We start from the raw sequence: 23,818 nt of genomic DNA on the forward strand, positions 1-23,818 counted from the left end.
AGTACACGCTCAACAACGGAGGCGGACATGAAATCCGTACAGCCAGCGTTGTTTGCGATTGTCGACGATGATGAATCGGTCCGCGACGCGGTCGGGAGCCTGTTCCGATCGATGGGATTCCAGGCCGAGCCGTTTGCAGGCGGCCAGGAGTTCCTGGGATCGCCTAAGCTGCGCGCCTTCCGGTGCTTGATCCTCGACGTGCAGATGCCGGGAATGGACGGTCTGGAACTGCAGCAGCGATTGGCCGCGGCATCTTTCCCAATTCCGATCATCTTCATCACTGCGTATAACGACGAAAACGCGCGGTCGCGCGCGCTGCGAGGCGGCGCTGTGAGCTTCCTTACCAAGCCATTCAGCGAAGATGCGCTGCTGGGTGCAGTGCAATCGGCGATAGAAGTCGAAGTTCTAAACTAGCGGAGAGAAATTTGTGGCGACACGCGGCGCATCGAAATTGATGCGACCCTGGAAGGATCTATGTGATTTGAGGAAATAGGTTCTCTGAACGTTCCTCACCTCGAGGTGAATTATCATGGCACCACAAGAACTTAACGTGCAAAAAGACCGGACGACGGCAGAAGCTGGAGAAGAATTGCTCGCGTCCTCGGCCACAAACTTCGATCCCGTCGACGTCGCGGGCCAACTCCTCAGCGGGCAGGCGGATAACGCCGTCGGCAAGGTAAAGCCTTTCCCGGAATCGTTCGCACACAAGGTCGCAGAACAGCCTCCTCCTGCCTGGCAGGGTATGGTGGGAAAGAGCTCGGCGCTAAACACCGCTTCTGCGTTGGTGCAAAAGGCTGCGCGCTCCGAGGCCAGTATTCTGCTGCATGGAGAATCCGGCACCGGCAAGGAACTCGCAGCGAAAGCGATCCATATGAGCAGTCGCCGCGCGGACCAACCCTTCGTCGCGGTCGATTGTGCCGCGTTGCTTGAAAACCTGCTCGAAGCCGAACTCTTTGGCTATGAGAAGGGAGCGTACACCGGAGCGATTGCGGCGAAGCCCGGCCTGATGGAGATGGCCGATGGCGGGACGCTGTTCCTCGACGAAGTTGGAGAGCTGCCTCTTTCGTTCCAGGTAAAGCTGCTGCGCGCACTGCAGGAGAAGGAGCATCGGCGGCTCGGTGGCACCAAGGTGATCAAGTTCGATGCACGGATCGTCGCGGCAACCAACCGCGATTTGCACAAGAGCGTGAAAGAAGGGGAGTTCCGCGAAGATCTCTTGTTTCGGCTGAACGTCATTCCGATTCGCATACCACCGCTGCGCGAGCGTCAAGGCGACGTGCAACTGCTGGCCAGTTGGTTTCTGAAGATCTACTGCGAGCCAGACTCAGGCGCAACGAAGACTTTCGATCCCGAGGTGCTTCGCGCTTTCGAGTCATATTCCTGGCCCGGAAATGTGCGCGAACTCCAGAACGTGGTCAGACGGATGTGCGTGATGGTTGATGGTCCGACCATAACGATGCGCGAAGTTCCCAGCGAACTCTTATCGACGCCAGATGACGCATCAGGCGTGTTCGCGGAGACTGCCGCCGGCATCGAGTCATGCGAATTAGCGTTCAGCGCCGCCAAGACTCAATACCTGAATCTGTTCGAAGCGTCTTACTTGAAAAGCACGCTCGATCGCCACGCGGGCAACGTCTCCAGAGCTGCGGAAGCTGCGCGAGTAGATCGGAAGACGTTCTACCGCCTGCTTCGAAAGCATCGCATGGAACCGGAGCGATTTCGCCAGTAGTGCGCCTTTCGTGAGCCAAAGTCGGCGGTCCCGCGGATGTGGACCGCCGACTACAGTAGTGTGGCGCGCAGGCCACAGACGTCATTTTCCGCCTGCTTTCTAAATCGTTTTGCAACAACGGTGAGCGGGTGTCGGACTATGGCATGAAATACGCAGGGCCCTGTGGATGTAAGAGGGCCTCGCTTGTGAAGACTGACACTGAACTGAAGCGCGACGTCGAGCGGGCGCTTGACTGGGATCCCAGCATCGACGCCCGCGAAATAGCGGTCACGGTTAAAAACGGCGTCGTCACTCTCACGGGGCACGTATCTAGCTACGCAGAAAAATGGACCGCGGAGCGCGTGGCGAAAAATGTCGCTGGTGTAACAGCCTTGGCCAACGACATCCGGGTCAAGCTGGACAATCAACGAACCGACGCTGAGATAGCAGAATCCGCGAGGGCGGCACTCAAGCTCGATAGCAGAATACCCGCCGACCGCGTGAAAGTGATCGTGTCGAATGGCTGGGTCACGTTGGAAGGAACGGTTGATTACTACTACCAGAAAGCGGCGGCCGAGAGTCAGGTTCGTTACATAGTAGGGGTAAAGGGCGTCACGAACGCAATCGAGGTCGTGCCGCCGATAGCATCGCCCGCAGACGTCAAGACCAGGATCGAAGAGGCGCTCAAACGAACCGCGCAACTCGATGCCAAAAACATAACTGTCGAGACCAGGGGCAGCAAGGTAATCCTGACCGGCACTGTACATTCATGGGCTGAACGCCACGAAGCCGAGTTGGCTGCGTGCTCGGCGCCGGGAGTCTCGGAAGTCGAAAACCATCTGATCGTTGTGACCTGATGATACTTACAAGGCTCACTCACTACTGGTGGACATATGTAGTCCGCGGCATTCTGGCCATTGCGTTCGGCATGGTCGCCGCTGGGTGGCCTCGATTAACCGTCGGGGCTCTGACTATTGCTTTCGGAGCATATGCCCTGGCCGATGGGTTATTTCTGTTTGGCTGCGCGATCGGCGAATGGCGTCACGTAAACGATCCCTGGCTGATGCTCCTTGAAGGGATCATAGGAGTCCTTATCGGCGCTATCGTGACAATCTACGCGCCTGCACTCATAGGGCTAGGCCTGCCTATCTGCGTCGCCGCCTGGAGTCTCGCTGTAGGCGTGTTCGAGACTGCCACGGCTATTCTGCTCCGCCGGGAAGCGGAGAGTGAGCTATGGCTGTTGACGACTGGCATCGCCGCGATCGCGTTTGCGGTGCTGCTGGTGTTCCTGATGGGCTTTCCGGCCGCCGAAGCATTCGTATTGCGATGGCTGATTGCAACCTATGCGATTTTCTTTGGAGTCCTATTGATGGGTTCAGGTATCAGTCTGCACGAGCTGCTGATGGACCTGGAGCTGGGAGTCATTGGAGATTGAAGATCGGGAGGGGATCCAGAACGTGTTGAGCAAAAACGATATTCAGTTCATCAAGGAATCTATCGCTCCACACACCGCGCCGGTGCTGTCTCTCTACTTCGATGCTAACCCCGCGGAACCGACTAACCAAAAGCGCGGATGGTTGGTGCGGGTCAAGGATTCGTTGAAAGGTCTCGACCTCCCACGAGAGCTCGCGCCAAAGGTTATCAAGGAACTTGATTTGATAATTCCTGCGGCACGCACGTATGTCGTCTTCGCAGACAATAATGATCTCATGAAGATCTACGCGCTCCAGGTGGATCTGCCGGTGGTCGACCTAGCTCACAGTCGAATCGAGGTTCGATGGGGCAAGCCCTACGTCTTCCCGCTGGTGTATGCCATCGATGAATATTCGCGGCAGGGAGTCGTATTGCTCGACAAGGCGAAGTGGCACTTCTACACGTTGCATCTCGGCGAAATCCACGAAGTCGCCGACGCGTTCCTCGATATACCGCGGGACCACTCACGCAAGGACGAGAAAAGGCCGGCGATGCGCTTCGAGCAAGGTCTGGTCTTACGGGGCGGTGCGGAAGGCGATCACTTCGAACGACACATAGAAGCTTCAGTCCAACGCTTCTACAAGCACAATGCAAGTGTTCTCGAGAAATTGGTCGCTGCCTGGCATATCGATGAGCTGATCTTCATGGGCCCGAACGAAGACACTCGCTTCTTTGAGAGCTACCTTCCGAAGGCGCTTCGCCAACGGGTTATAGGATACGCGCCATCGCTTCCCAAGCCGGCTCCATCGGCGGGTGAAGTGTTACAGAAGGTCGCGCCTATCATCGAGGAGAAGATGCAGGCGACCGAACAGGCGCTTCTGGACGAGATTCGCGATGTTGGCAGATGGACAATCCCTACCGTCCTTAATGATCTGCAGATGGGCAGGCTCCATCTGCTGGTAGCTCCCTGGAAGGTAGAAAGCGACGTGTTGCGTTGCGCTCGAGGACTGGTGGTTGAAGACCAGGCCGCGGCAAAAGCGTACTGCCCGGGACAAGCTACCCAAGAGGTAGCCTTGCGTGACGTGCTGCCTGACCTTGCGGTAGCTCACGGCGCGCGGCTCGAGTTTGTTCATGGCGAATCTGAATCACGTTTGCTCAACGAGTTCGGCGGACTGGCCGGACTTTCACGATGGAGAAGAGTCAAGGAGGACTAACATGATGAAACCTGAAACCCGGCTATATGCCCTGCTGACACTTATCGGTGCCATAGTAGGAGGCGCCATGACCCAACTCGGCGCGAGTGCTGCGGTGGCGTCGGGGCATGTGCGGACGCTGAGCGCCGAACAGTTTGTGCTTCTCGATCGCGACGGAACCCAGCGCGCGGTGATGAAGGTGGCGTCGGACGGGACCACCCACCTGGCGATGTACGACGGTTATAAACGCGATCGCGCGGATTTCCGCGTGACTAAGGATGGAGCCGCCGCGATAGGCTTTTACGATCAAAGCGGATCGCCACGCGTGCTCGTAGGCGCATCTATTGACGGCAGGAACGGCCTCGCAATCTACAGCACCGGCGGCAAGCAAATCGCGAGCTTGGCCGTCACGGAAAATAACGAGGCCAGCCTGACGTTGTACGACCCTAAAACTGGAATGGCGCGCGCCGGCCTGGGCACCGGTCCCAATGGTACACCTGCGTTGGCGCTGTTCGATCAGAGCGGCACCGACCGCGCCGAAATTCACGTCAGAGCCGACGGCAAGGGCGGACTCGTGCTCGTCGACGAGAACAACAAGGCCATCAGGCTGCCCGAACTCTCAACAACAACGGCGCAGCGCTAGGAGGATCCAATGAACTCTTTTGTGAAAAGAGCATTAGCAGTCGTACTCGCGGCGATGATGGTGTTGGCCGTAGTTGGATGTGAGGGCGAACCTTTATCAACCCGCGAGAAAGGCACATTCGTTGGAACCGGACTCGGTGCCGCGACCGGCGCGATCATCGGAGCCGCCACCGGGAATCCTTTGGCTGGTGCAGCGATCGGCGGAGTGCTGGGCGGAGGAACAGGCTTCCTGGCCGGAAACGCGCTGCAGAACGAGGAGCATCACCAGAAACAAATCGACGAGGAACTGAGCGAGCAGCAGAGGGAAATTGAGCGGCAACGCCGCGAGATCGAGGAGCTCAAGCAAATGGCGGAGCTTGAGTGAGTAGCGTCTTGGCGGCGATTCTCTCGACGGACTAATGCGCCTGCCGTAATCGCATCAGTGGCACGTCAGGTACCTAATGATGCGGTCATCGAGGCGTTCGGACACGTAAAGTATCCCGGTTACTCCGCTGACATTGTTGCGCTGGGATCAAGAGAAAGGCGAGATGCCACGCATTCGCCTGAACAACGATGCCCCACCGAGGGAGGCACCAGCGCGTGCCCCTAGGCATGGAGATGCGCCATCTGTCGTTGTGGCGTCCGCATCGTTCCGGCTGCCCTACGGAGGAGATCCGTGAAGGTTTCTGCTGCCATGTTTGACCTCGCGCCCCCCGCGAGGTGCTCAAACCATCGCGCAAAATTCCATTGAAAGCGAGCGCCGAATTGACAGTCTCCGCAGATCGTTGTCGAAGGGCGTTCCGTTTTGGTTAGAAATTTAGTAGAGACGGTGAAGCGAATCACTCGAGCAAATCTCCTGGCGACATCGCGCTCACGGAGGCCTACATGACGCCACAATCCATCGACTACGATGCGCTGGTCAGCGAGGACAGGGTCCACGGCCGGGTCTATCTCGATCCCGATATCTTCGAGGACGAGATCGCCAGGATCTTTCATCGAGGTTGGGTCTACGTGGGGCACAGCGGCGAGATTCCGGCGGCAGGTGACTACAGGCTGAAGAAGATCGGACGCGCACCCGTGATCATGGTGCGCGATGATGGTGGCGAGGTGCGCCTATTGCTAAACAGATGCCGCCATCGGGCCGCTACTGTATGTCAGATCGCACAGGGCAACGCGAAGTTTTTCCGATGCGCGTATCACGGCTGGACTTATCGGAACAACGGCGAGCTCAGCGCCGTCACCTATCAGGACGGCTATGGTGGAACGTTGCGCAAAGAAGAGCTGGGCCTTACCAACGTTCCACGAATGGGAACCTATCGCGGCTTTGTGTTCGGCAGTCTCGCGGCGGACGGAATCTCGCTCGATGAACATCTTGGTGCGGCCAAGGATCAGATCGACTTGTTTGTCGATCTGTCGCCCGAAGGCGAGCTCGACGTGCGCGCGGGCGTGAACAAATACAGCTATACGGGCAACTGGAAGCTGCAGATCGAGAACGCGATCGACGGCTATCATCCGAACCTGGTACATCAGTCGACTTTCGAGATCATTCGGAAGCGGACCAGGAGCACGATGGATGTGTTTAACGGCAATTCGATCGGCGAGACGCGCGATCTGGGCAATGGTCATGTGATGCTCGATTTCCGCAAGTACAATCGGGCCGCGGCTCGCGGGCCGAGGGTCCTGCCAACAATCTCCGGCCGAGGCCCTGGATATAAGGATGCGATGGTCCAGCGCTACGGAGCCGCGCGCGCTGAGGAGATTATCAATGCGGGTGGCACTCATCTGTTGGTGTTCCCGAACTTGATTCTTATTGGCGTGCAGATTCGCGTGGTCCAGCCCGTAAGCACCGAATACACAGAGGTCTACCTGTATCCGACGCTTCTAAAGGGCGTTGCACCGGAGATGAACATCGCGCGTCTGCGCGGTCATGACGGATTCTACGGTCCTGCGGGCGGAGTTGCTCCTGATGATATCGAGATGTTCGCGCGGGTGCAGGATGGGCTGCGTGCGGAAGTCGATCCGTGGCTTCTGTTCTCGCGCGGATTACATCGTGAACGCCGCGACGCCGACGGCAGCATCGTCGGACAGATGACCGATGAAGTTCCACAGCGCGGTATATGGTCCCATTGGAAAAAGGTGATGACGGGCGAGTCTGAACTTTCGCATCATCGGGTGGACCTCCGCAAAGTTGCAGCAGCCGACTGAAGGAAGGCGGACGTGTCGGAGGAACGATCGAAAGTCGAGAGTTTTCTCTATCGTGAAGCGCGCCTGATGGACGAGAACGTCTACGATGAATGGCTTTCGTTGTGGACGGAGGACGCGCTCTACTGGGTCCCATGCAATCGCGACGATAGCGATCCCGCGCGCGAAATCTCGGCGATCTATGACGACCGCGCGCGGCTGCAGGTCCGCATCGATCGCCTGAAGAGCGGGGTGGCATACGCGCAGGACCCAAAATCGCGAATGCGCCGTCTCATTTCGAATATTGAAATCGAGAAAGCAGACAACGGCGATCTGATCGTGAGTTCGAACTTCCTGCTGGTCGAGCTCAGGCGCTCAAAACAGGACGTCTTTGCCGGACGCACGATTCATCGGCTCCGGTCCGAGGGCGACAGCTTCAGAATTTCTCACAAGAAAGTGCTGCTGGTTAACAACGATGAGGTGATCGACAACCTGACCTTTCTTCTCTGAAAGCTGGTGTGCCTATTAGCCGAATATCTATCCAACCCACCTGCCGAAGAGATCGTCCGATCGTGGTTGCAACGCGGCAACTTTCGCAATGCCGCCAAAGCGGTAATCGACGATTCGTGGGTGCCGAATGCGACTCCGCAGCCTCGGCTCACGTCGATCAAGACGGCGATCAATGATCTCTTCTCGGCCGGCGATCGGGCTCCGTTTCACATCACACAGCATGGCAAATACGACAGCGGAATCGACGGCCTCACGGCGGAGCATGTCGGCCGCGACGCGACTCTCTATGTAGCTGGAGTTGCGCGGGTCCAGGACCGGATGGTGAGTGAGGTTCGGGCGATCAGCGACAGATGGGGCCTGAAGCGCCAGCTGCAACGTTGACAAGGAGTGATGGCGATGAACTTGGATTACGACCCTTTTTCTCCTGAGTTTCGCAGAGATCCCTATTCAGTATACGAAGAGCTGCGCCGCTCCGCGCCGGTCTATTGGGCAGAGCGGTCGAAGACCTGGGTGGTCTCGCGGTACGACGACGTGGCCGGCATCCTCAAGGACACCCGGCGTTTCTCTTCAGATGCGATGGCGACGGTCCTGACGGGCTCGACCCGCCCTCAGCCAGGCGCATCCATGCCTGCGGGTTCCCCGCGGCCAAGTCTGGTGACCAGCGATCCACCGGTGCACACGGGACTGCGCAACATTCTCAATCGCGGTTTCACCCCAAGGCAGATCTCGGCCTGGAAGCCGGCGGTCGAAAGAGCAGTGAGCGAATCCATCGATTCGATCCGCGCCGCGCGCCGCTTCGATGTGATCGCGCAGCTCGCAATTCCGGTGCCTGTCATCGTGATCGCGCAGGTGCTGGGAGTCGAACCCGAGCGCTACCCGGATTTCAAGCGGTGGGCCACCGTCATTACCGTGGGAATGAACGGTTCGAAGCGCCATCTCGGCTTTGTCGGGAGCGGTGCGGCCGCGGCGAGCGCCGAGATGTCAGAGTATTTGCGCGGCACCATCGCACGCCGCACGGCTGAAGACGGACACGATCTGATAAGCGTCCTGGTCCGCGCCAGCGAAGGCGAAGTTCTGACGCCAGACGAGGCGATCATCTTCGCGAACCTGCTATTGTTCGCAGGAACCGAGACGACAGCAAACCTGATTGGCAATGCCGCCTATGCGTTGCTCACCCATCCTGAAGTTCTGGCGCGCGTGCATGCCGCCCCGGATCTAATACCCGCGACAATCGAGGAGACGCTTCGCGGGGATCCTCCAGTGCACTATCTGTTTAGGCGCGCGACTGAGCCGGTAGAGATTGCCGGCATCGCAATTCCCAAGGACGCTATCGTGACGGTGCTGCTGGGTTCGGCGAATCGCGACGAGACCGCATTCGGAAGCGATGCAGCGGTTTTCAATATTGACCGCAAGAACCAAGTGCCACACATCGCCTTCGGCTTCGGCATCCATTTCTGTCTCGGCGCCGCGCTCGCCAGAATGGAAGCGACAACGTCGCTCCAGCAGCTCGTTCCAGTATTGGCCAGCGCTCGCAGGGTAACTGAGCAATTGGAATTTGTCGATTCATTTCAATTCCGCGGGCTCGCCTCGCTGGAAATGGAATGGAGGTGCTGACGCGGGACCGTAACGCCCCCGGTGCCTTCTCACTACTTGAGAAGTGGCGGAATAATCTGGGAAGCGAAGACGAAAAATAGCTTACCCTCTTATGCAATATTCAGGCAAGGCGAGCGAGGCGAGTTATCAAAAAACTTGAAGCCGGAAAGCCCATTTCGTGTAATCGCGGCAATCTCTTCAATCTCAACTAAAGCCGCCGTCGATTCGCGCGCCGCTAACGAGCAAATTCCTACATAGGAGAACCAGCGCTCTTGGGCGCTGCCATCGGCGGCTCGTTGCCGGACTGGGCCTGCTTCGACGACTTGGCCGAGGCCTTGGCCGCGGCTTCCGCCTGCCGCTTGCAGCTATTGACGCTCGAAGTCGAGATATTCAGATCCGTAGCGATATCCTTGGCATGCTTGCCGCTATTGACCTCGTTCATCACCGCGTCGCAATCGACCCAATCGTCAGCGAATGCGGGGGGTGCACTGGTCGCGAATGTGACAGTCGTCACAAGCATCGCCGAGGCCGCTGCAAGCAAAACTTTTTTCGTCAGCATCTTCTTTCCGCGCCGAGGTTAGTGTTCCTTCAAACGACTGACAGTATTTCAAAATACAGCTGTAGCTACTAGAGACTCCGAATGCCGCAAAAGGCCCCTAGTTTTGGGCGTATTTGGAATTTCTAGTAGCCGCAGCCGCACGTTCGGCAATTGCGTGCAGTATCAGTGCCCGCACCCTGGATTCACACCGTCCGCGATAGCACAGCGTTCGACGACCGATGCACTGGTCAGCGACTTGTATTCATTTGCTGGCGGATGTCGCTGATCTGTTGCCGTAGCTGGTTGATATAGGTCTGCTGCTCCTGGATTTGCCGCTGCAGCTCAAAGGAAGAGGCCGACCAGTTGTTGCCGGCTCCGCTAGCAGGAGCAGCTTGCCATTCTTCCACTGGTGTCTTTTGAGTCTCACAGCTTGCAGCCGGTACTTCCTGCTCGAGGCATTGTCGCAACTGAGAGCGTTCAGCCTGTAAGTGTGCGATCTCTTCGCGCTGTTCCTGAAGCCGCCGAATGATTTGGGCTTGCTGATCGGCGGTGTCGGGCGCTTGCGCTGTACCTGCGATGCTCGCGCCAATTGCGGCGCCGCTCATTGCTGTCGAAGGCTGCCCGTTGCTGAATGATCCAACCATACCGCCGATGGCCGCTCCTGTTGCTATCGCCGCAGTCTTGTTCACCACGGCCGGTATCTGACGTACCGCGCACCCGACGGTCTCATGGTCCACTAGCTCGACCGCCTTACCGGTTATCGTCACCTCAGAGCCGATGGCGTTCTGCTGCGATTTCACGTCGATCACAGCGTCCACGTCGTTGGGATATTTGCCGAGCGCCATGGACTGCAGCCGCTTCGCCATCTGCGTCCCATCCGGATCGATGACCGAATCGGTGAACGACTCGTCGAATTTCAGGGTGCCCAGCTCGTGATAACACTGCCCCGGCAGATCCTGCTCCGAAACATAGATCCAGCGATCGGACGATCGCGGCTGCATCGACTCGGGCCGCGGAACCTGAGTCGCACAGGCACAAGCGATCGTAGCAAGAGCTAAAATCCACAGTCTTTCAAAGTTAGCGGCAAGCAGGCCACGACCTATCTTCAATGATCGTCGTACTTCCATAACACTGGTACGTCTTGCGCATCTCACGGCTTCAAAAAATGCCAAGTTGGGTTCCAGTCCGTCGAGTCACGGCGCAGGGGATGACGGCTGCGGCGGATCGTTCGAGAGCGCGATCGCTGGCAGGCGATCGCGGCACTGACGCGGCGGTGTTATGCGTCATCGCGTTTCGCGGGGAGAGGTGGCCGAGCCCGGTTTAAGGCGCACGCCTGGAACGCGTGTAGACTCGAAAGGGTCTCGGGAGTTCGAATCCCCCCTCTCCGCCATTCAGTTTTCACCTCCAGCGTTTCTCCACGGAATTCGTGGAAAATGTCGCGATCCATCGTCTTGTTCGCAAGATCGCCTGCTGATGCGAGTGCTTTATAAGGGTCGGCGCCGATGCCACTCAGTAGTTGTCTGGTAAGCATGAGCTACTCGTAGAATGGTCGCTTCTTCGAAAGGCCTTCCTATGATCTGAAAACCTAGCGGCAGCCCTTCGGTCGAAAATCCACACCTCACGGAAATGGCAGGTAATCCCATCATGTTAGCGGGTCTCGTCAGTCGCGATAAGCTTGTACCGACCGCTATCTGTCTGTTGCCGAGCGTAATAACTTCCTGGCCGATTGGAGTCGCCGCAATCGGAGTGGTCGGCGCTACCAGCACGTCGAACCGGTTCATTGCCTGGGCGGTTTGCTCACACAATAGCCGGCGGAAACGCTGGGCCTTCAGGTATTGCGAAGCCGACACCATTGCGCCCATGAGCAGCCGGAGCCTTACGTCGGCGCCATATTCATAGGCGCGCTCGCGAAGGAAGTGCTCATGCACCGCATAAGACTCTGCTGTCATGATGGCCAGGGAAGTGCCCGGCACGTGGTTCATCAGAGGCAACGAAAGTTCCTCCACCTGCGCACCCAGGTCGAGCAAGTGTCCGACCGCCGTCTCGACGGCGCTTTTTACGTCGTCGCTGAGGTCTTCTGCGAAGAAACCGCGCAAGCAACCGACACGAATTCCTCGTATGCTATCTTCCAATCCTTGTGAGTAATCCGGAACCTGCCGATGAGCACTGGCCGGATCTCGAGAATCCGTTCCGGCAATCGCACGCAATACCAGCGCTGCATCGCGAGCATTTTTCGTGAGCACTCCGATATGATCCAGAGAGTTGCACAGCGGAAAGACGCCATCGCGGCTGATGCGGCCGTAGGTCGGCTTGAGTCCGGTCGTACCGCAAAGCGAAGACGGTATCCGGACCGAGCCGCCGGTATCGGTGCCAAGGGTTGCCATCGCCATCGAAGCGGCGACCGCCACGGCCGAACCGCCACTCGAGCCACCGGGGATGCGATCCGGATTCCATGGATTCCGGGCATTGCCGAAGTGCGGATTAATTGAGGTCGCGCCCCACGCAAACTCGTGGAGGTGCAAGGTGCCGAGCAATACCGCGCCCGCTTCCCTCAACCTAGCCACGACCGTCGCATCGCGCGTCGACACGCGATCGCCAAGTACCCTGGAACCACAAGTCATGCGCACGCCCTTAACCGCGATGATGTCCTTCAGCGCAATCGGGATGCCGTGAAGCGGGCCTCGGTAATGTCCGCGGGCGATTTCGTTTTCAGCAGTCCGGGCCTGGCTAATGGCGTCATCGGCCAGCACGGTCAGAAAAGCATTCAGCGAGCCGTTGAGCTTAGAGATGCGCTCAAGATGCCAGCGAGTAATCTCGACTGGCGAGAGCTTTCGTTCCTGGATCAGCGGGCTGAGGTCGCTGATCGTTGCTGAGACAAAGTCCTGGTCACTCACTGTCATTCGGCTTTGCGACAACCATGATTAGCGCAGGTTCGACCTGGTCCGGCGTCAAATCCAGTTGGTCGAGCCGATCTAACCCTTCGAGTAATGTCGCGGTTTGCGATTCCAATTGAGTAAGCTCAGTCGGATCCAAAGATACGCATGAATTCTCGATACCAGCTTTGACAATGGCGGCGAGCCTCGCACGATCTATAGTCATATCGGAATTGGCTCCTTGTACTTAAACAAAGGACGTTACGGCCTCTTACTCAGTCCCACGAGTCTGTCCCGATGCGTCATGAGCCTTGCCAATCTCACAATCCGCGGTACCGAATACCTGGCTGGTCAAGCGGCTTTCGCGATAACCGGCTCCAGGAAGAAATCGTAAGTCAGCGTGTAGTAAGGCTCAGTCAAATTTTTCTGACGGAGGTCATCTGGGTCATCGTGCTTCACGGGATCGACAATAAGGGCGCTTTTGACAGCACCCTCGACCACATCGGATTCGAGCCACGGGTCGTTGTTCATGAAGACTTGTGTCGTCAGATTTCGATAGCCTTGACGTCCGATCTTCATATGGAGATGGGCCGGCCTCCAGGCATGACGACCCATCGCAGCTAGCAGGGCGCCGGTAGGTCCTGCTTTCGGAATCTCATAGGGCCCCGGCAGCCGTGTCTTCACATCAAATTTCCCGTTATGATCGACTGCCACTCGCGCACGTAGGTTGTAAGGCGCCACTGCTTCAGGAATATCGAAATGCGAGTAGCGTCCTTGCTGATCTGATTGCCATAGATCGAGAATAGTTCCCGGAAGTGGGTCACCATTTGGCGAACGCACCACTCCCGAAAGGAACAGTACTGGCCCTTTTTCGTCCGGCCTATGAGGAAGCTCGCAGGGGGATTTCATTGCGGGAGCGTTGGGCACGTAAAATGGTCCCTCGATTGTAGTGATCGTGCCCCCGCGGCCGTTGTTAGCGACCTCGTCCACGGTCACTTCAACAAACACGTCGCATATCAGAGAGACCTCGCCCTTTTGACCTACCTCGGCCAGGAACGCTACTGCACGACGATACTCTTCGTGAGTGATTCGATTCTCGCGAATGAAATTCCTGAGAGTACCGAGCAATTTGTCGAACACTTCACTAAGCCTGGGATCTTCAGTGGTAACAGTCTTTGCAGCTTTCATCGGCCGCCTCCTGAAACGGTCATCATTCGGCTTATTAGCAGGTACAAGCGCTCGGTGCCATGTCGGGTTCATCCCGCGATAGCCGGCTATGCCGCATGATCTTATTCGAACGCAACCTTGCCATCTCGTTTTCTCAGCGGGAGGTTTTCTCCCCGGCGCCTTAGCCTTAAGTCTCGCCAGTGAACGGCGCTCAGTTGGCGAATCAGAAATTCCCTTAGTAGCGCAACGCGCTCCGGGGTGAATTGCCGGCTGATCGAGACTACATACACCGGCGTAGCCGATATGACATATCCGGGCATCACGCGTACCAGGCCGGCGAAATGACTCAAGAACAAAGGAATTATTCCGACTCCTATCCCTGCTATAACGGCATTGCGGACAAACAGAATCTCGTCCAATTCAAGCCGCCCCTTGATTTTTATGCGCTGCTCGCGAGAACCACTACTTACAATTAGAGTGTCGCGCCATACGTGGCCGCCACTAGGGCTGCGGAATAGCACCAGGTCGTGCTTTTCAAGCTCGGCCGGAGTCCTCGGCCGCCCGCGCCGCCTGACATAATCGTCGCTGGCAAACAGGCCCAGAGTCTCGTCGCCGACGCGCCGTGCGATCAATGACGAATCGCGCATACGTCCTACCCTGACCGCGATATCGTAGCCTTCCTGAACCATATCGACAACGTTGGACGAAAATGAAAGCTCGACGCGAATCATCGGATGTTCGCGCATGAATTTCGCCAGGGCCGTAATCAAATGCATTGCCAGGTGAGGCGGCGCGGTTACTCGTACCGGGCCGCGCGGTTCATGGCCTCGATTGCTGACCTCGTTGCCCGCATGTTCGAGCCATCCCAACGCAACTCTAATCCGGTCGTAGTAAATGCGGCCTGAATCAGTGACTTTAAGGCTGCGGGTCGTTCGGTGCAGGAGGCGGACTCCAACTTCGGCCTCGAGCTGTTTAAGCTCCCGGCTCGCGGTGGATTTGGTCATGCCGAGGCCGCGCGCGGCGCGGGTGAAACTTCCTGCCTCGACCAGCCGCACGAACAGTTCAAGTTGTTTGAGCTTTATTGTTGTCATTTATGCAACAGTATTTTGCAGAAATGGGGCCTTGCTGCAACTTTGCAGCGTCGATTACCTATTCTTCATATCATCGCCGCATCTTGCTGAAGTAGGTGAACATAGTGGCTAACCCGCAATTGGGTTATCTCGAAGAGCTCAAACGAAAACTCGGTTCGTATCCCGAGCGATACGGTAAAGCGACGGTTGAAGAGCGACAGGCACTGCGGTGCACGGAGCCGGCGGCCGATCTTGAGCGATGCCATCGGATCTTGAGCGAAGAACTGCACAAGATTCTGGAAGTCCTCGATCAATACAATTACCAGGAAATCCCCGAAGCGTGGCAGCCGGTAGCGAATCTTGTGCTGTTCCTCGCCGAAATTGACAGTCCGGTCGTAAAGTGGGCGCCGAAGTTTGGCCTGCCGCATTTGCCGGATTCGCTCGACCCGCGGCACTTCGAAACGAAAAGAAACTTTTACGATATGGAGCCGAGCCAGACCCGGACGCTTATGGCCGAGCGGATCAGGTAGGTCAATTATGGAACTGGAAAACACCCCGGCCACCGAGGCTGCCGCTCGCGCGACAGTGAACGACTACTTCTCGGCTATCTATGCGGGGGACACGCAGCGGCTGGCGAACGTCTTTTCCCCGACCGCCATGCTGGTCGGTTGGGACGAAGGAGAGCTTAAGTGCGTCACACGCGACCGCTGGTTCGCGTTTGTTGAAGCAACCCCCAGTCCTCGGAGCCTGGGCGCGGCGCTGGACAGTAAAATTCTGCATGTCGATGTATTCGGCACGGTTGCCGTCGCCAAAGTCCGGGAAGTTTACCGGAGCTTCGCGTACGTCGAGTTTTTGTCTTTGCTATGGACCGGCCAACGGTGGCAGATAGTTAACAAGTGTTATCACCAGTTCAAGTCGGAAATCTCGTCGACCGATCGCGAAAGGGACGCGCGATGATCAAATTTTATACGGTCTTACCCGATAATGATCATTTGGGCGGTGCACGTCAGGCCACCAAGGTTTCGATTGCGCTTCAGGAAATCGGCGAACCATTTGAGACTATCGATCTCGATCGACGCAAAGTGGTGCGACCGAAGGACAGCTGGTATCGCGAGATCAATCCCAACGGAAGAGTGCCGGCGATCGACGACAACGGCTTCGTTCTCTGGGAGTGCGCGGCGATTCTCGAATACCTTGTCGAGTCTCGCGAAAGCGCGCGATCGTTGCTTCCGGGCGATCTCAAGCAACGTGCGACGATAAGAAAATGGATGATCTGGGAGAGTTCGACGCTCACGCCGGACCTTATAACTATCTGTGCGCTCGCTACGACGCAGGATCCGGAGGCACTGGCTTCGCCAGATCTTGAGGCAATGGTGCTGGCCGCGGGTGGTGCTTCCTATCTGTTGATCGGAGGAAACAAGGACAAGCCAGCGTGGGAGCAGGCGGCGAGAATGTGGAACTGGGATCTGCACGTGCTGGAACAGGGTTTGGGCGAGAGAGAATATTTCGGCGAGACCTTCTGCATCGCCGACATTGCACTGGGCGTCGTCGTGCCAATCGCATTCCTGTGTGGAATGTCGGTGAAGCCCTTTCCAAAACTTTCTCGCTGGATTCGGCGATTGGGGCAACGGAAGAGCTTTCAGCGAACGTCCTCATTCATGAATCATATCGAAGTCGCTACCGCGAAGAATTTACTGTGATGAGTTTCGAGGTAACGAATGAAACCGCCTCCCTTTGAGTACTACGATCCAACGACGATCGAGGAGGCAATCGATTTGCTCGGCCGCTATGGCACCGAGGCGCGACTGCTCGCCGGCGGCCAGAGCCTTGTGCCACAGCTCAATTTCCGTCTGAGCACGCCGGCGATCATCATCGACCTTAACCGGATTCCGCAACTCTCTTACATTCGGCAACAGGACGGGCACATTTGCTTTGGTGCGATGACCCGCCAGCGGCAGATTCAGTTTTCGAACCTGGTCGCGCAGAAGATTCCGCTGATGGTGGAGGCGACCCGCTTGATCGGACATTTGCCGACCCGAACGCGCGGCACGATTGGCGGGAGCCTCGCGCATGCCGATCCAAGCGCCGAATTTCCAACGCTGGTCGCGGCGCTTGATGGCGAAATGGTGGTGCGCACAGGGTCGAGCGAGCGTGTTCTCAAACCGCGTGACTTTTTTCGCGGACCTCTGAGTACTGCGATGAGGCCCGAGGAGATCCTCACGGAGGTGCGGCTGCCGGTGACTGGAGCCGGGAGCGGCTGGGCGTTCGAGGAGTTGGGGTTGCGAGAAAACCACGTCGCTATAGTCAGTGTGGCCGCACAGGTGAGCGTCGACGAGCATGGAGGCTGCGCGAGCGCGCGCCTGGCGGTCGGTGGATGCTCGAGGCCAACCCGACTGCGTGCCGTCGAGGAAATTCTGGAAAAGGAAGGCCTTGGCGAGCGCATCTTGAGCGAGGCGGCGGTCCGCGCCGCGGAGTTGGTCGATCCAGACGGCGACTTTCACGCTTCGGCCGCTTACCGCCGCCGGTTGACGCGCGTCCTGGTCGGCCGCGCGTTAACCCGAGCGACCGCTATGGCGCATCGAACGGAGAAAGCCAATGCCTGAGCCGAGAAAGATTCGAATCAAGGTAAACGGCGTGACACGAGAGGGGTGGGCCGAGCCACGCCGCTTACTGGTGGATTTCTTACGAGAAGATTTGAGCTTGACCGGTACGCATATCGGCTGCGAGCACGGGGTTTGCGGCGCCTGCACCGTTCTTTTCAACGGTGAAGCGGTGCGATCCTGTCTGATGCTTGCGGTACAGGCCAACGAAGGCGAAATCATGACAGTAGAAGGGTTGGCGTCGCCCGAGGGTAAGTTACATCCGTTGCAAGAGGCTTTCTGGGATCACCACGCTCTTCAGTGCGGATTCTGTACCCCCGGCATGCTGATGGCGACATTGGACCTGTTGCGCACGAACCAATCACCCCGCGAAGAAGAGATCCGCGCCGGGCTTGCGGCGGTATTGTGCCGCTGCACGGGGTACCAAGGAATCGTTGAAGCGGTCCAGGACGCCGCCAGGCGGATGCGGTCTTCGGGCGAGTGGTAGACGAGCAAGGAGTTCGCCAGCTCTCTACTTCAGGCGGATGTTCCGGAGAGAGGGTTTAGATAGTTATGAGTCAAATGACTAAAGAGTCAATGCCGGCTAGCTACGGCAATAAGCGCGAAATGCAGCGTCGCAAGCTCGACCGAATAGGCGTCGACCAATATATAAGTGAAGACTTCTATCAAAGGGAACTGAAGACAATTTGGCGGAAGTGCTGGTTGTGGGCGGGCCGAGCCAGCGAGATCCCTAACCCTGGTGATTATTTCGTTTTCAATTTACCTTTCCTTGATAGAACCTCAATCCTGGTCATTCGAGGGAAGGATAACAAGGTACGGGCATTCTACAATGTATGTCAGCATCGTGGTGGCCGTTTGGCATACTACGAGCGAGGCAGCGCAGGAGTTCTACGATGTACCTTTCATGGGTGGACGTACAACCTGGACGGTAGGCTGGCAGGCGTCACCTTCGATGAAACATTTTGCGATTTTGACAGATCTCAGCGAGGCCTTAAGCCAATAAGCGTCGACATCTGGGGTGGATGGGTATTTGTGAACCTGGACCCGGCCCCGCGCTGGACACTCCGCGAATATTTATCGCCGCTGCCCAACGCACTTGGCGCGTATCTCGAAAAAGAACCGTGGGCGTGGGAGTGGGGACGGAAGGGACTGTTCAAGTGCAACTGGAAGCTGCAAGTTGACTCACAAGCAGAGGGTTATCATGCGCGCTTTCTGCACGCACGCTCGATTATCGCCAAATTCACGAAAGAAGATACGCCCACCTGGACTTATCCCGGCAGTGTCGGAGTACCTTTCAAGCTCGAGGTGCATAGACCCAAGGCGCAAGATTCGGGAGTCTTCCTAACGGAGCTCGCCAAGGCTGCAGGAACGTACTCGACGGCACTCTACTACAACACCGACACGGACGACTATAAAGGTGGCGTCGCTTCGAGGTATCCGGGAGCGGTAAACGTATTCAATGGCGATCGTTGGACCTTTGACCTATACGGAATCTTTCCGAACACAGTGATCCTGGTCCAGAAGGGGCATCTGATGATCATGCGGTCGTGGCCTCGCGGCGTCGGTCAGACGTTGTGGGACTACGATGAGTACTTCACTCGACCACCTGTAAAGTTTGGCGAGTATTTGGCGCGATTACATGGGCTGCTGGAAATGCGCAACACGGTCACCGAAGACATGACAACGGTCGAGGGAGTGCAGGACAGTTTCACCTCAGGCGCCCTTACAGAACAGATAGTTGGCGAGGCGGAGATCGGTGTGGGGGCCTTTGAACGACACTTATTGCATATGGTCGATGAGCTGTCCGACTAGCCTTCAAAAGGAGGTCACAAATACATGCGACCACATCCTTTCCTGGCGGCCACGCGAGGTGATTTGTGACAACGCGCGATGATGAGCGAACCTCCAAAACAATCGGTGCGCCGATACGACCAGTTGAAGACTCCCGCCTCCTCATGGGCCGGGGCTATTACATTAATGACGTTCAATTGCCCGGCGCGCTGGCAGTCGCATTTGTTCCCAGCCTACATGCTCATGCGCGCCTGTTACGAGTCGACGCCTCTCGCGCAAGGAACTGTCCGGGAGTTCATGCTGTATTAACAGCAGAGGATCTCGGAGACGCAATTGGGCCCATAAGAGTGGAATACGATTCCACATCTGCACCAAATCACAGGTCGTGTGACTGGCCTGTGCTGGCGCGCGACAAGGTTCGCTTCATGGGAGAGTCTGTCGCGGTGGTAGCGGCAGAGGATCGCTATCGAGCGGAGGATGCGGTGTCGTATGTGCGGGTCGACTATGAGCCGCTCGCACGGGTCGCTAACGCTGAGAAAGCGTTGGAACCGGATGCGCCCCTGATCCATGAAAGTTGGGCCGACAATTGTATGCATTCACTCAAACTGGATGCGGGCAATGTCGAGCACGCGTTTCAACACGCTGATTGCGTGGTGTCCGGAACTTTTACTACCGCACGTCAGCTAGCTCTACCTATGGAAACGGTTGGATGCGCCGCCACCTACGAGTCCACTTCTGACTCGTTGACGGTCTGGTCATCGACTCAAGTTCCTCATGTGCTCCGATCGGCTATCGCGCTGAAACTGGGCATGCCTGAACATCATGTTCGAGTAATAGCGCCTGATATCGGGGGTGGATTCGCGTTGAAGATTTACGTCCATCCGCAGGAGTTAGTGGTTGCATACCTTGCACGTCACCTTGGCAGGCCAGTCAAGTGGATCCAGGACCGACGAGAGAATTTAACCTCGGGGTTGCAGTCGCGGCAACAGGTAATAAGAGGTTCCTTGGCCCTATCGAAGGAAGGGATAATTCTCGGGCTCAAAGGGAATGTTTTGAGTGATGCGGGCGCCTATTCCGCGTTCCCATGGGGTTCCGCGTTCGAAGGTCTCCATGCAGCCTTTTGTATGCCAGGACCCTACAAGATCCCGGTGTACGGCCTCGACGTCAAGATAGCAGTAACCAATAAGCCGCCCAATGGCGTGTATCGAGGTGTAGGTTTACCGCATGCGATAATGGTCATGGAGAGACTTCTAGACCTGGGCGCGCAGAAGCTCGGAATAGATCCGGCAGAACTAAGACTTCGCAACCTAATCGGCCGGGCAGATCATCCCTATGTCACAGTAGTCGGCGAAGAGGTCGAGAGCGGTAGCCATCAGGAATGCCTCCAAAAGGCGATGGAGATGGTTGATTATCGGGAATTTCGCGCCGAACAACAACGTCAGCGCAGACACGGGCGATACCTGGGGATAGGAATCAGCAACTTCATATATGATTCCGCGCCGAACTCTCAAGCGCTACTTGCAGCAGGAATGAATGTTTCCAGCTACGATTCGGCGACGGTGCGGGTTGATGCGAGCGGTAAGGTGACTATTCTGATTAGCACCAAACCTTCTGGCCAGCGCCACGAGACAATCTTCGCTCAAGTAGCGGCCGAAGAACTCGGGATGCCGGTCTCGGACATAAAGGTAGTTCACGGTGATACGCTGGTGGTGCCTATAGGTTCGGGAACCTGGGGCGACCGAGGGGCAGTTACCGGAAGTGGTGCAGTTATACTGGCTGCGCGGAAAATACGCGACAAGCTCTTGCGGGTAGCTGCGCAGCTCACAGAGGTGCCAGACGAAAACCTGGAGCTGGCTCACGGAATGGTGAGGCGCAAGAGTGACAAGGTGAGTCTTATATCAATTGCCGAGATAGCGCGTCGTCTCATCAATGCGCCGGGGCGATTGCCGGTCGGTATAGAGCCTGGACTGGAGACGACTTGTCAGTATGATCCGGTCGTTCCTTCGACTCATCCCAATGGAACTCACGTCGTCACCGTCGAAGTTGATATAGAGACTGGTAAGGTCAAACTTCTCAGGTACATCGCTGTCGAAGACTCTGGAACGATAATTAACCCTTTGGTCGTGAAAGGTCAGATCGAAGGTGGTATCGCGCAAGGCATAGGTAGCAGCCTGTACGAAGAAATTGTCTACGATGATGATAATCGAGCGCTGACTGGCAGCCTTATGGACTATATCATTCCGACCGGAGCTGACTTGCAGCGGCTCGAGATCGCGCACTTTGAAAGTCCTTCGCCGCATACACTAGGAGGGTTTAAGGGCATTGGCGTGGGATGCTCCAGCGCCCCACTTGGAGCAATAGCCAACGCCGTGGCAGATGCCCTTTATCCATTCGGCGTTGAGGTGAATGAAGTCCCGCTTACGTCCGAAAGGGTTTTGAACCTGATAGAGAATCGAAACAGCGAAAGCACTTCCGCTTAGGCGATTGGTCCTGATAGCGCGTGAGCCACGCAATTCTCGACTGGTTGATTCAATCTCGCTTCTCTCGACGTTCACGCTCTACCACTTCTAGTAGATGCCTTACCGGAACGCATCATAATACCGTCGGGAGCAGCAGGGCCGTAATATAAGTTGTTAGTACAGAGGAACGGCATCTCACGAAAATCGCTGCGCACCCAACGAATCTCGGTAGGTCGATGGATCTTTCCATCGGGGTCGAACTCCAATTCGATACCGAGGCCCCGTAATGCAATTATGAGCGCGTCGAACTCATGATCGGGATCGACGTCGAGTACCAGCCCGAGTGCGGCATCGGTCAGATGAAACTCCATGTTCTGACGGGCAGTAACTGCATCGTGCGCGCATAGCGCATCGCAAAAAGCACGATCCACATGGATGAAGGATTCAGGGACATCCGGGCGCGAGAAATAGAGCCGCTGGTGCCGATAAATCTTGGTGTGCAGAGACTGGATGAGCCCACGAAAATTGTCGGGATAATAGCGCAAAGTCGCTTCATGGAAGTGCAGGTGAGCTTGCTGGAAATCCTGGATCCGGTGGCTGTCCGCAGTCCTCTCCATTCGCTCGAGTATCGTTTGCATACTCTCGATATCTTCTTTGGATATGTCGTCGACGATTGCTCCGATAGTTGGTGGCTCGATTAGTAGTCTGAGTGCGTATGATTGCTCGGCCTGGTGGTTATTAACCGGGGCAACTTCCATTCCGCGATTAGCCTCGCCGACTACCAGGCCTTCTGCGGCAAGTCGCGCAAGTGCTTCCCGTAAAGGAGTTCGACTGACCTTCAGTTCGGTTGCAAGCGCCTGTTGCGAGAGACGAAACCCGGGATGGTACTTACCCTCGATGATGTGGTCGCGAAGCGTCTCGTATAGCTCATCGACTGTGGTACCGGATCTTCTGACCTTCATTTCAAGGCACCGCCATAAAGCCGACTCACCGGATTCCCGCTTTACTTGGACCACGCTGGGTTCGGTTTGGCGCGCCTCGGTATGCAATCCTCGCCGGCTCATTCGCCTTCCAGCCGTCCCCCCACTACCACCGGCCGGTCGTCGATCTCGACCGTGCAACCTCGCATCGGAATGTCGAGGTGAGCGGGCGTGTACCGGCTCGCGTATCGATTCGGGCCCGTCGACCACATGAAATTGCCGGCGGTCGAGCGCAGCTCCTGGCCGTACAGAGATCTCGGATCGTAGACGTCCAACGCGGACCATCGCGCCGCTTGATGGAAACCCCATCCAACGTGAGACACCGCATAGGCATTAGGGTCTTTCCAGCTCTCGAAATAATCGCGCAGCACGAAGGCGTCGGCGCCAGCTCCCGTTATATCCGTGATGAATCCGTTCTTGATGTGCATCGTCACTTCGTCGCGCACGTAACGCTGCCATGGAATGAGCGCGTCCCCGGGCTGCAGGACGATCTTGCCTTGCGCAGTGCGATCCTTCGGGAAGCAAGCGACAAATCCGCTCGGCCAATGATCCCATCGGCCCGGCTCGTCAACGTAACCATATTGAAGAGTAACCGGAAGATCGGCGCCTGAAATGTCGACGCGCAAGTCAGTACCGGCCTCGCTGCTGACGCGAAGCATTCGCCCGGATTTCAGTTTGGCGGCGCCGCTGGTAGCTGACGTACGCAATCCTTCGGTCCCCATCAGACGCTCAAGTACTTCGGCCGGCTCGGCGACGAACAACATTCGCTTGCCCGCGCCGGTGATACGCATGCGGACGTCGGAATGTACCAGGCCGCCGACGGTGACGTCGATCACCATATCGCACTCGGAAGCGGCCGCGAGCAGCGCAGGAATTTCGCGCCCATCGCTGTGGTAAGGTGGCAGCGCCGAACTGGAGAGACTCGACGCAGTAAGCACCAGCGCACCAGCGCCGAGGCTTCGAGCGGAATCCACCGCGGCGTTGACGTAATCATTTTTCTTTCCGAGTTCGGAGATCACCGCCACCGTCTCGGTGGGCTTGACCTTGCACAGCTTCAACTGTTCGAGAAAAAGTTCGTTTAAGTTTTTCGACATTGGGTAAATCTCCTCCTCAATTTTCTC

At 57.0% G+C, this 23,818-nt stretch carries 25 protein-coding genes and 1 tRNA gene; 19 read left to right on the plus strand and 7 right to left on the minus strand.

All coding sequences use genetic code 11. The features are described from left to right. Positions 1-27 precede the first annotated feature (27 nt). The 11 genes from WB650_RS00245 to WB650_RS00295 all read left to right on the plus strand — a co-directional run bounded on the left by WB650_RS00245 (position 28) and on the right by WB650_RS00295 (position 9,240). A complete protein-coding gene (locus WB650_RS00245) occupies positions 28-414 on the plus strand; it encodes a response regulator transcription factor (protein ID WP_422301710.1) in 387 nt (128 codons plus the stop codon). A gap of 115 nt (positions 415-529) precedes the next feature. Beyond that, positions 530-1,729 (plus strand): sigma-54 interaction domain-containing protein, encoded by a 1,200-nt coding sequence (locus WB650_RS00250; RefSeq protein WP_422301712.1) that lies wholly within the window; start codon positions 530-532, stop codon positions 1,727-1,729. Positions 1,730-1,914: 185 nt separating this feature from the next. After that, the gene (locus tag WB650_RS00255) at positions 1,915-2,565 is read left to right on the plus strand and encodes a BON domain-containing protein (protein ID WP_423958981.1); all 651 of its coding nucleotides are present in this window, start codon (positions 1,915-1,917) and stop codon (positions 2,563-2,565) included. After that, positions 2,565-3,143: an HdeD family acid-resistance protein gene (locus tag WB650_RS00260; RefSeq protein ID WP_423958982.1), complete on the plus strand. Its 579-nt coding sequence runs from the start codon at positions 2,565-2,567 to the stop codon at positions 3,141-3,143. Before WB650_RS00255 ends, WB650_RS00260 begins: the two co-directional genes overlap by 1 nt. Before the next feature lie 22 nt (positions 3,144-3,165). Next, entirely contained in the window at positions 3,166-4,335 is a 1,170-nt protein-coding gene (locus WB650_RS00265; RefSeq protein WP_423958984.1) for a VLRF1 family aeRF1-type release factor, read from the plus strand. 4 nt (positions 4,336-4,339) lie between these two features. Beyond that, positions 4,340-4,957: a hypothetical protein gene (locus WB650_RS00270; protein WP_423958986.1), complete on the plus strand. Its 618-nt coding sequence runs from the start codon at positions 4,340-4,342 to the stop codon at positions 4,955-4,957. A 9-nt stretch (positions 4,958-4,966) separates the two neighbouring features. Continuing rightward, entirely contained in the window at positions 4,967-5,320 is a 354-nt protein-coding gene (locus tag WB650_RS00275) for a glycine zipper domain-containing protein (protein ID WP_422307644.1), read from the plus strand. A 500-nt stretch (positions 5,321-5,820) separates the two neighbouring features. After that, positions 5,821-7,140, plus strand: a complete 1,320-nt coding sequence (locus WB650_RS00280) for an aromatic ring-hydroxylating oxygenase subunit alpha (RefSeq protein WP_422307646.1) — start codon at positions 5,821-5,823, stop codon at positions 7,138-7,140. Positions 7,141-7,152: 12 nt separating this feature from the next. Next, positions 7,153-7,626 carry an aromatic-ring-hydroxylating dioxygenase subunit beta gene (locus WB650_RS00285; protein ID WP_422295337.1) on the plus strand — a complete coding sequence of 158 codons (474 nt, stop codon included), beginning with the start codon at positions 7,153-7,155 and terminating at the stop codon, positions 7,624-7,626. Between the two features lie 66 nt (positions 7,627-7,692). Further along, positions 7,693-8,007 (plus strand): hypothetical protein, encoded by a 315-nt coding sequence (locus WB650_RS00290; protein ID WP_422307648.1) that lies wholly within the window; start codon positions 7,693-7,695, stop codon positions 8,005-8,007. Positions 8,008-8,022: 15 nt separating this feature from the next. Beyond that, positions 8,023-9,240, plus strand: coding sequence for a cytochrome P450 (locus tag WB650_RS00295; protein WP_423958989.1), 1,218 nt, complete (start codon positions 8,023-8,025; stop codon positions 9,238-9,240). A gap of 229 nt (positions 9,241-9,469) precedes the next feature. Here the strand turns inward: WB650_RS00295 and WB650_RS00300 are convergent, their stop codons facing one another. Together WB650_RS00300 and WB650_RS00305 are read right to left on the minus strand one after the other, a co-directional pair. After that, a complete protein-coding gene (locus WB650_RS00300; RefSeq protein WP_422307652.1) occupies positions 9,470-9,778 on the minus strand; it encodes a hypothetical protein in 309 nt (102 codons plus the stop codon). A gap of 227 nt (positions 9,779-10,005) precedes the next feature. Continuing rightward, complete coding sequence (locus tag WB650_RS00305; RefSeq protein WP_422307654.1) at positions 10,006-10,929, minus strand: hypothetical protein; 924 nt, start codon at positions 10,927-10,929, stop codon at positions 10,006-10,008. A gap of 127 nt (positions 10,930-11,056) precedes the next feature. On the opposite strand from WB650_RS00305, the gene WB650_RS00310 reads away from it, so the two are divergent. Beyond that, positions 11,057-11,147: transfer RNA gene (locus tag WB650_RS00310), tRNA-Ser, on the plus strand. Between the two features lie 94 nt (positions 11,148-11,241). On the opposite strand, the gene WB650_RS00315 is transcribed toward WB650_RS00310, so the two are convergent. From WB650_RS00315 to WB650_RS00325, 3 genes are all read right to left on the minus strand, one after another. Beyond that, entirely contained in the window at positions 11,242-12,651 is a 1,410-nt protein-coding gene (locus WB650_RS00315; protein WP_422301772.1) for an amidase, read from the minus strand. Positions 12,652-12,981: 330 nt separating this feature from the next. Beyond that, the gene (locus tag WB650_RS00320; RefSeq protein WP_422301774.1) at positions 12,982-13,818 is read right to left on the minus strand and encodes a dioxygenase; all 837 of its coding nucleotides are present in this window, start codon (positions 13,816-13,818) and stop codon (positions 12,982-12,984) included. Between the two features lie 101 nt (positions 13,819-13,919). Beyond that, positions 13,920-14,888 (minus strand): LysR substrate-binding domain-containing protein, encoded by a 969-nt coding sequence (locus WB650_RS00325; RefSeq protein ID WP_422301775.1) that lies wholly within the window; start codon positions 14,886-14,888, stop codon positions 13,920-13,922. A gap of 104 nt (positions 14,889-14,992) precedes the next feature. Between WB650_RS00325 and WB650_RS00330 the strand changes: the two genes are divergently transcribed. From WB650_RS00330 to WB650_RS00360, 7 genes are all read left to right on the plus strand, one after another. Further along, positions 14,993-15,397, plus strand: a complete 405-nt coding sequence (locus WB650_RS00330; protein ID WP_422301776.1) for a hypothetical protein — start codon at positions 14,993-14,995, stop codon at positions 15,395-15,397. A 7-nt stretch (positions 15,398-15,404) separates the two neighbouring features. Beyond that, positions 15,405-15,824: a nuclear transport factor 2 family protein gene (locus WB650_RS00335; protein ID WP_422301778.1), complete on the plus strand. Its 420-nt coding sequence runs from the start codon at positions 15,405-15,407 to the stop codon at positions 15,822-15,824. Further along, entirely contained in the window at positions 15,821-16,567 is a 747-nt protein-coding gene (locus WB650_RS00340; RefSeq protein WP_422301780.1) for a glutathione S-transferase family protein, read from the plus strand. The genes WB650_RS00335 and WB650_RS00340 overlap by 4 nt, the downstream gene beginning before the upstream one ends. A gap of 18 nt (positions 16,568-16,585) precedes the next feature. Further along, on the plus strand, positions 16,586-17,470 hold the full coding sequence (locus tag WB650_RS00345; protein WP_422301782.1) for an FAD binding domain-containing protein: 885 nt from the start codon (positions 16,586-16,588) through the stop codon (positions 17,468-17,470). Beyond that, positions 17,463-17,954, plus strand: a complete 492-nt coding sequence (locus WB650_RS00350) for a (2Fe-2S)-binding protein (RefSeq protein ID WP_422301784.1) — start codon at positions 17,463-17,465, stop codon at positions 17,952-17,954. The genes WB650_RS00345 and WB650_RS00350 overlap by 8 nt, the downstream gene beginning before the upstream one ends. A gap of 74 nt (positions 17,955-18,028) precedes the next feature. Next, positions 18,029-19,279 carry an aromatic ring-hydroxylating oxygenase subunit alpha gene (locus WB650_RS00355; protein ID WP_423958993.1) on the plus strand — a complete coding sequence of 417 codons (1,251 nt, stop codon included), beginning with the start codon at positions 18,029-18,031 and terminating at the stop codon, positions 19,277-19,279. 143 nt (positions 19,280-19,422) lie between these two features. Then, positions 19,423-21,738 carry a xanthine dehydrogenase family protein molybdopterin-binding subunit gene (locus WB650_RS00360; RefSeq protein WP_422301789.1) on the plus strand — a complete coding sequence of 772 codons (2,316 nt, stop codon included), beginning with the start codon at positions 19,423-19,425 and terminating at the stop codon, positions 21,736-21,738. Between the two features lie 71 nt (positions 21,739-21,809). On the opposite strand, the gene WB650_RS00365 is transcribed toward WB650_RS00360, so the two are convergent. Together WB650_RS00365 and WB650_RS00370 are read right to left on the minus strand one after the other, a co-directional pair. Next, the gene (locus tag WB650_RS00365; protein WP_423958995.1) at positions 21,810-22,781 is read right to left on the minus strand and encodes a GntR family transcriptional regulator; all 972 of its coding nucleotides are present in this window, start codon (positions 22,779-22,781) and stop codon (positions 21,810-21,812) included. Further along, complete coding sequence (locus WB650_RS00370; protein WP_422301792.1) at positions 22,778-23,791, minus strand: hypothetical protein; 1,014 nt, start codon at positions 23,789-23,791, stop codon at positions 22,778-22,780. The genes WB650_RS00365 and WB650_RS00370 overlap by 4 nt, the downstream gene beginning before the upstream one ends. Between the last annotated feature and the right edge of the window lie 27 nt (positions 23,792-23,818).

Origin of the sequence: Binatus sp. (SeqCode) (genome assembly GCF_049584895.1) — a bacterium.
Lineage (GTDB): Bacteria > Desulfobacterota > Binatia > Binatales > Binataceae > Binatus.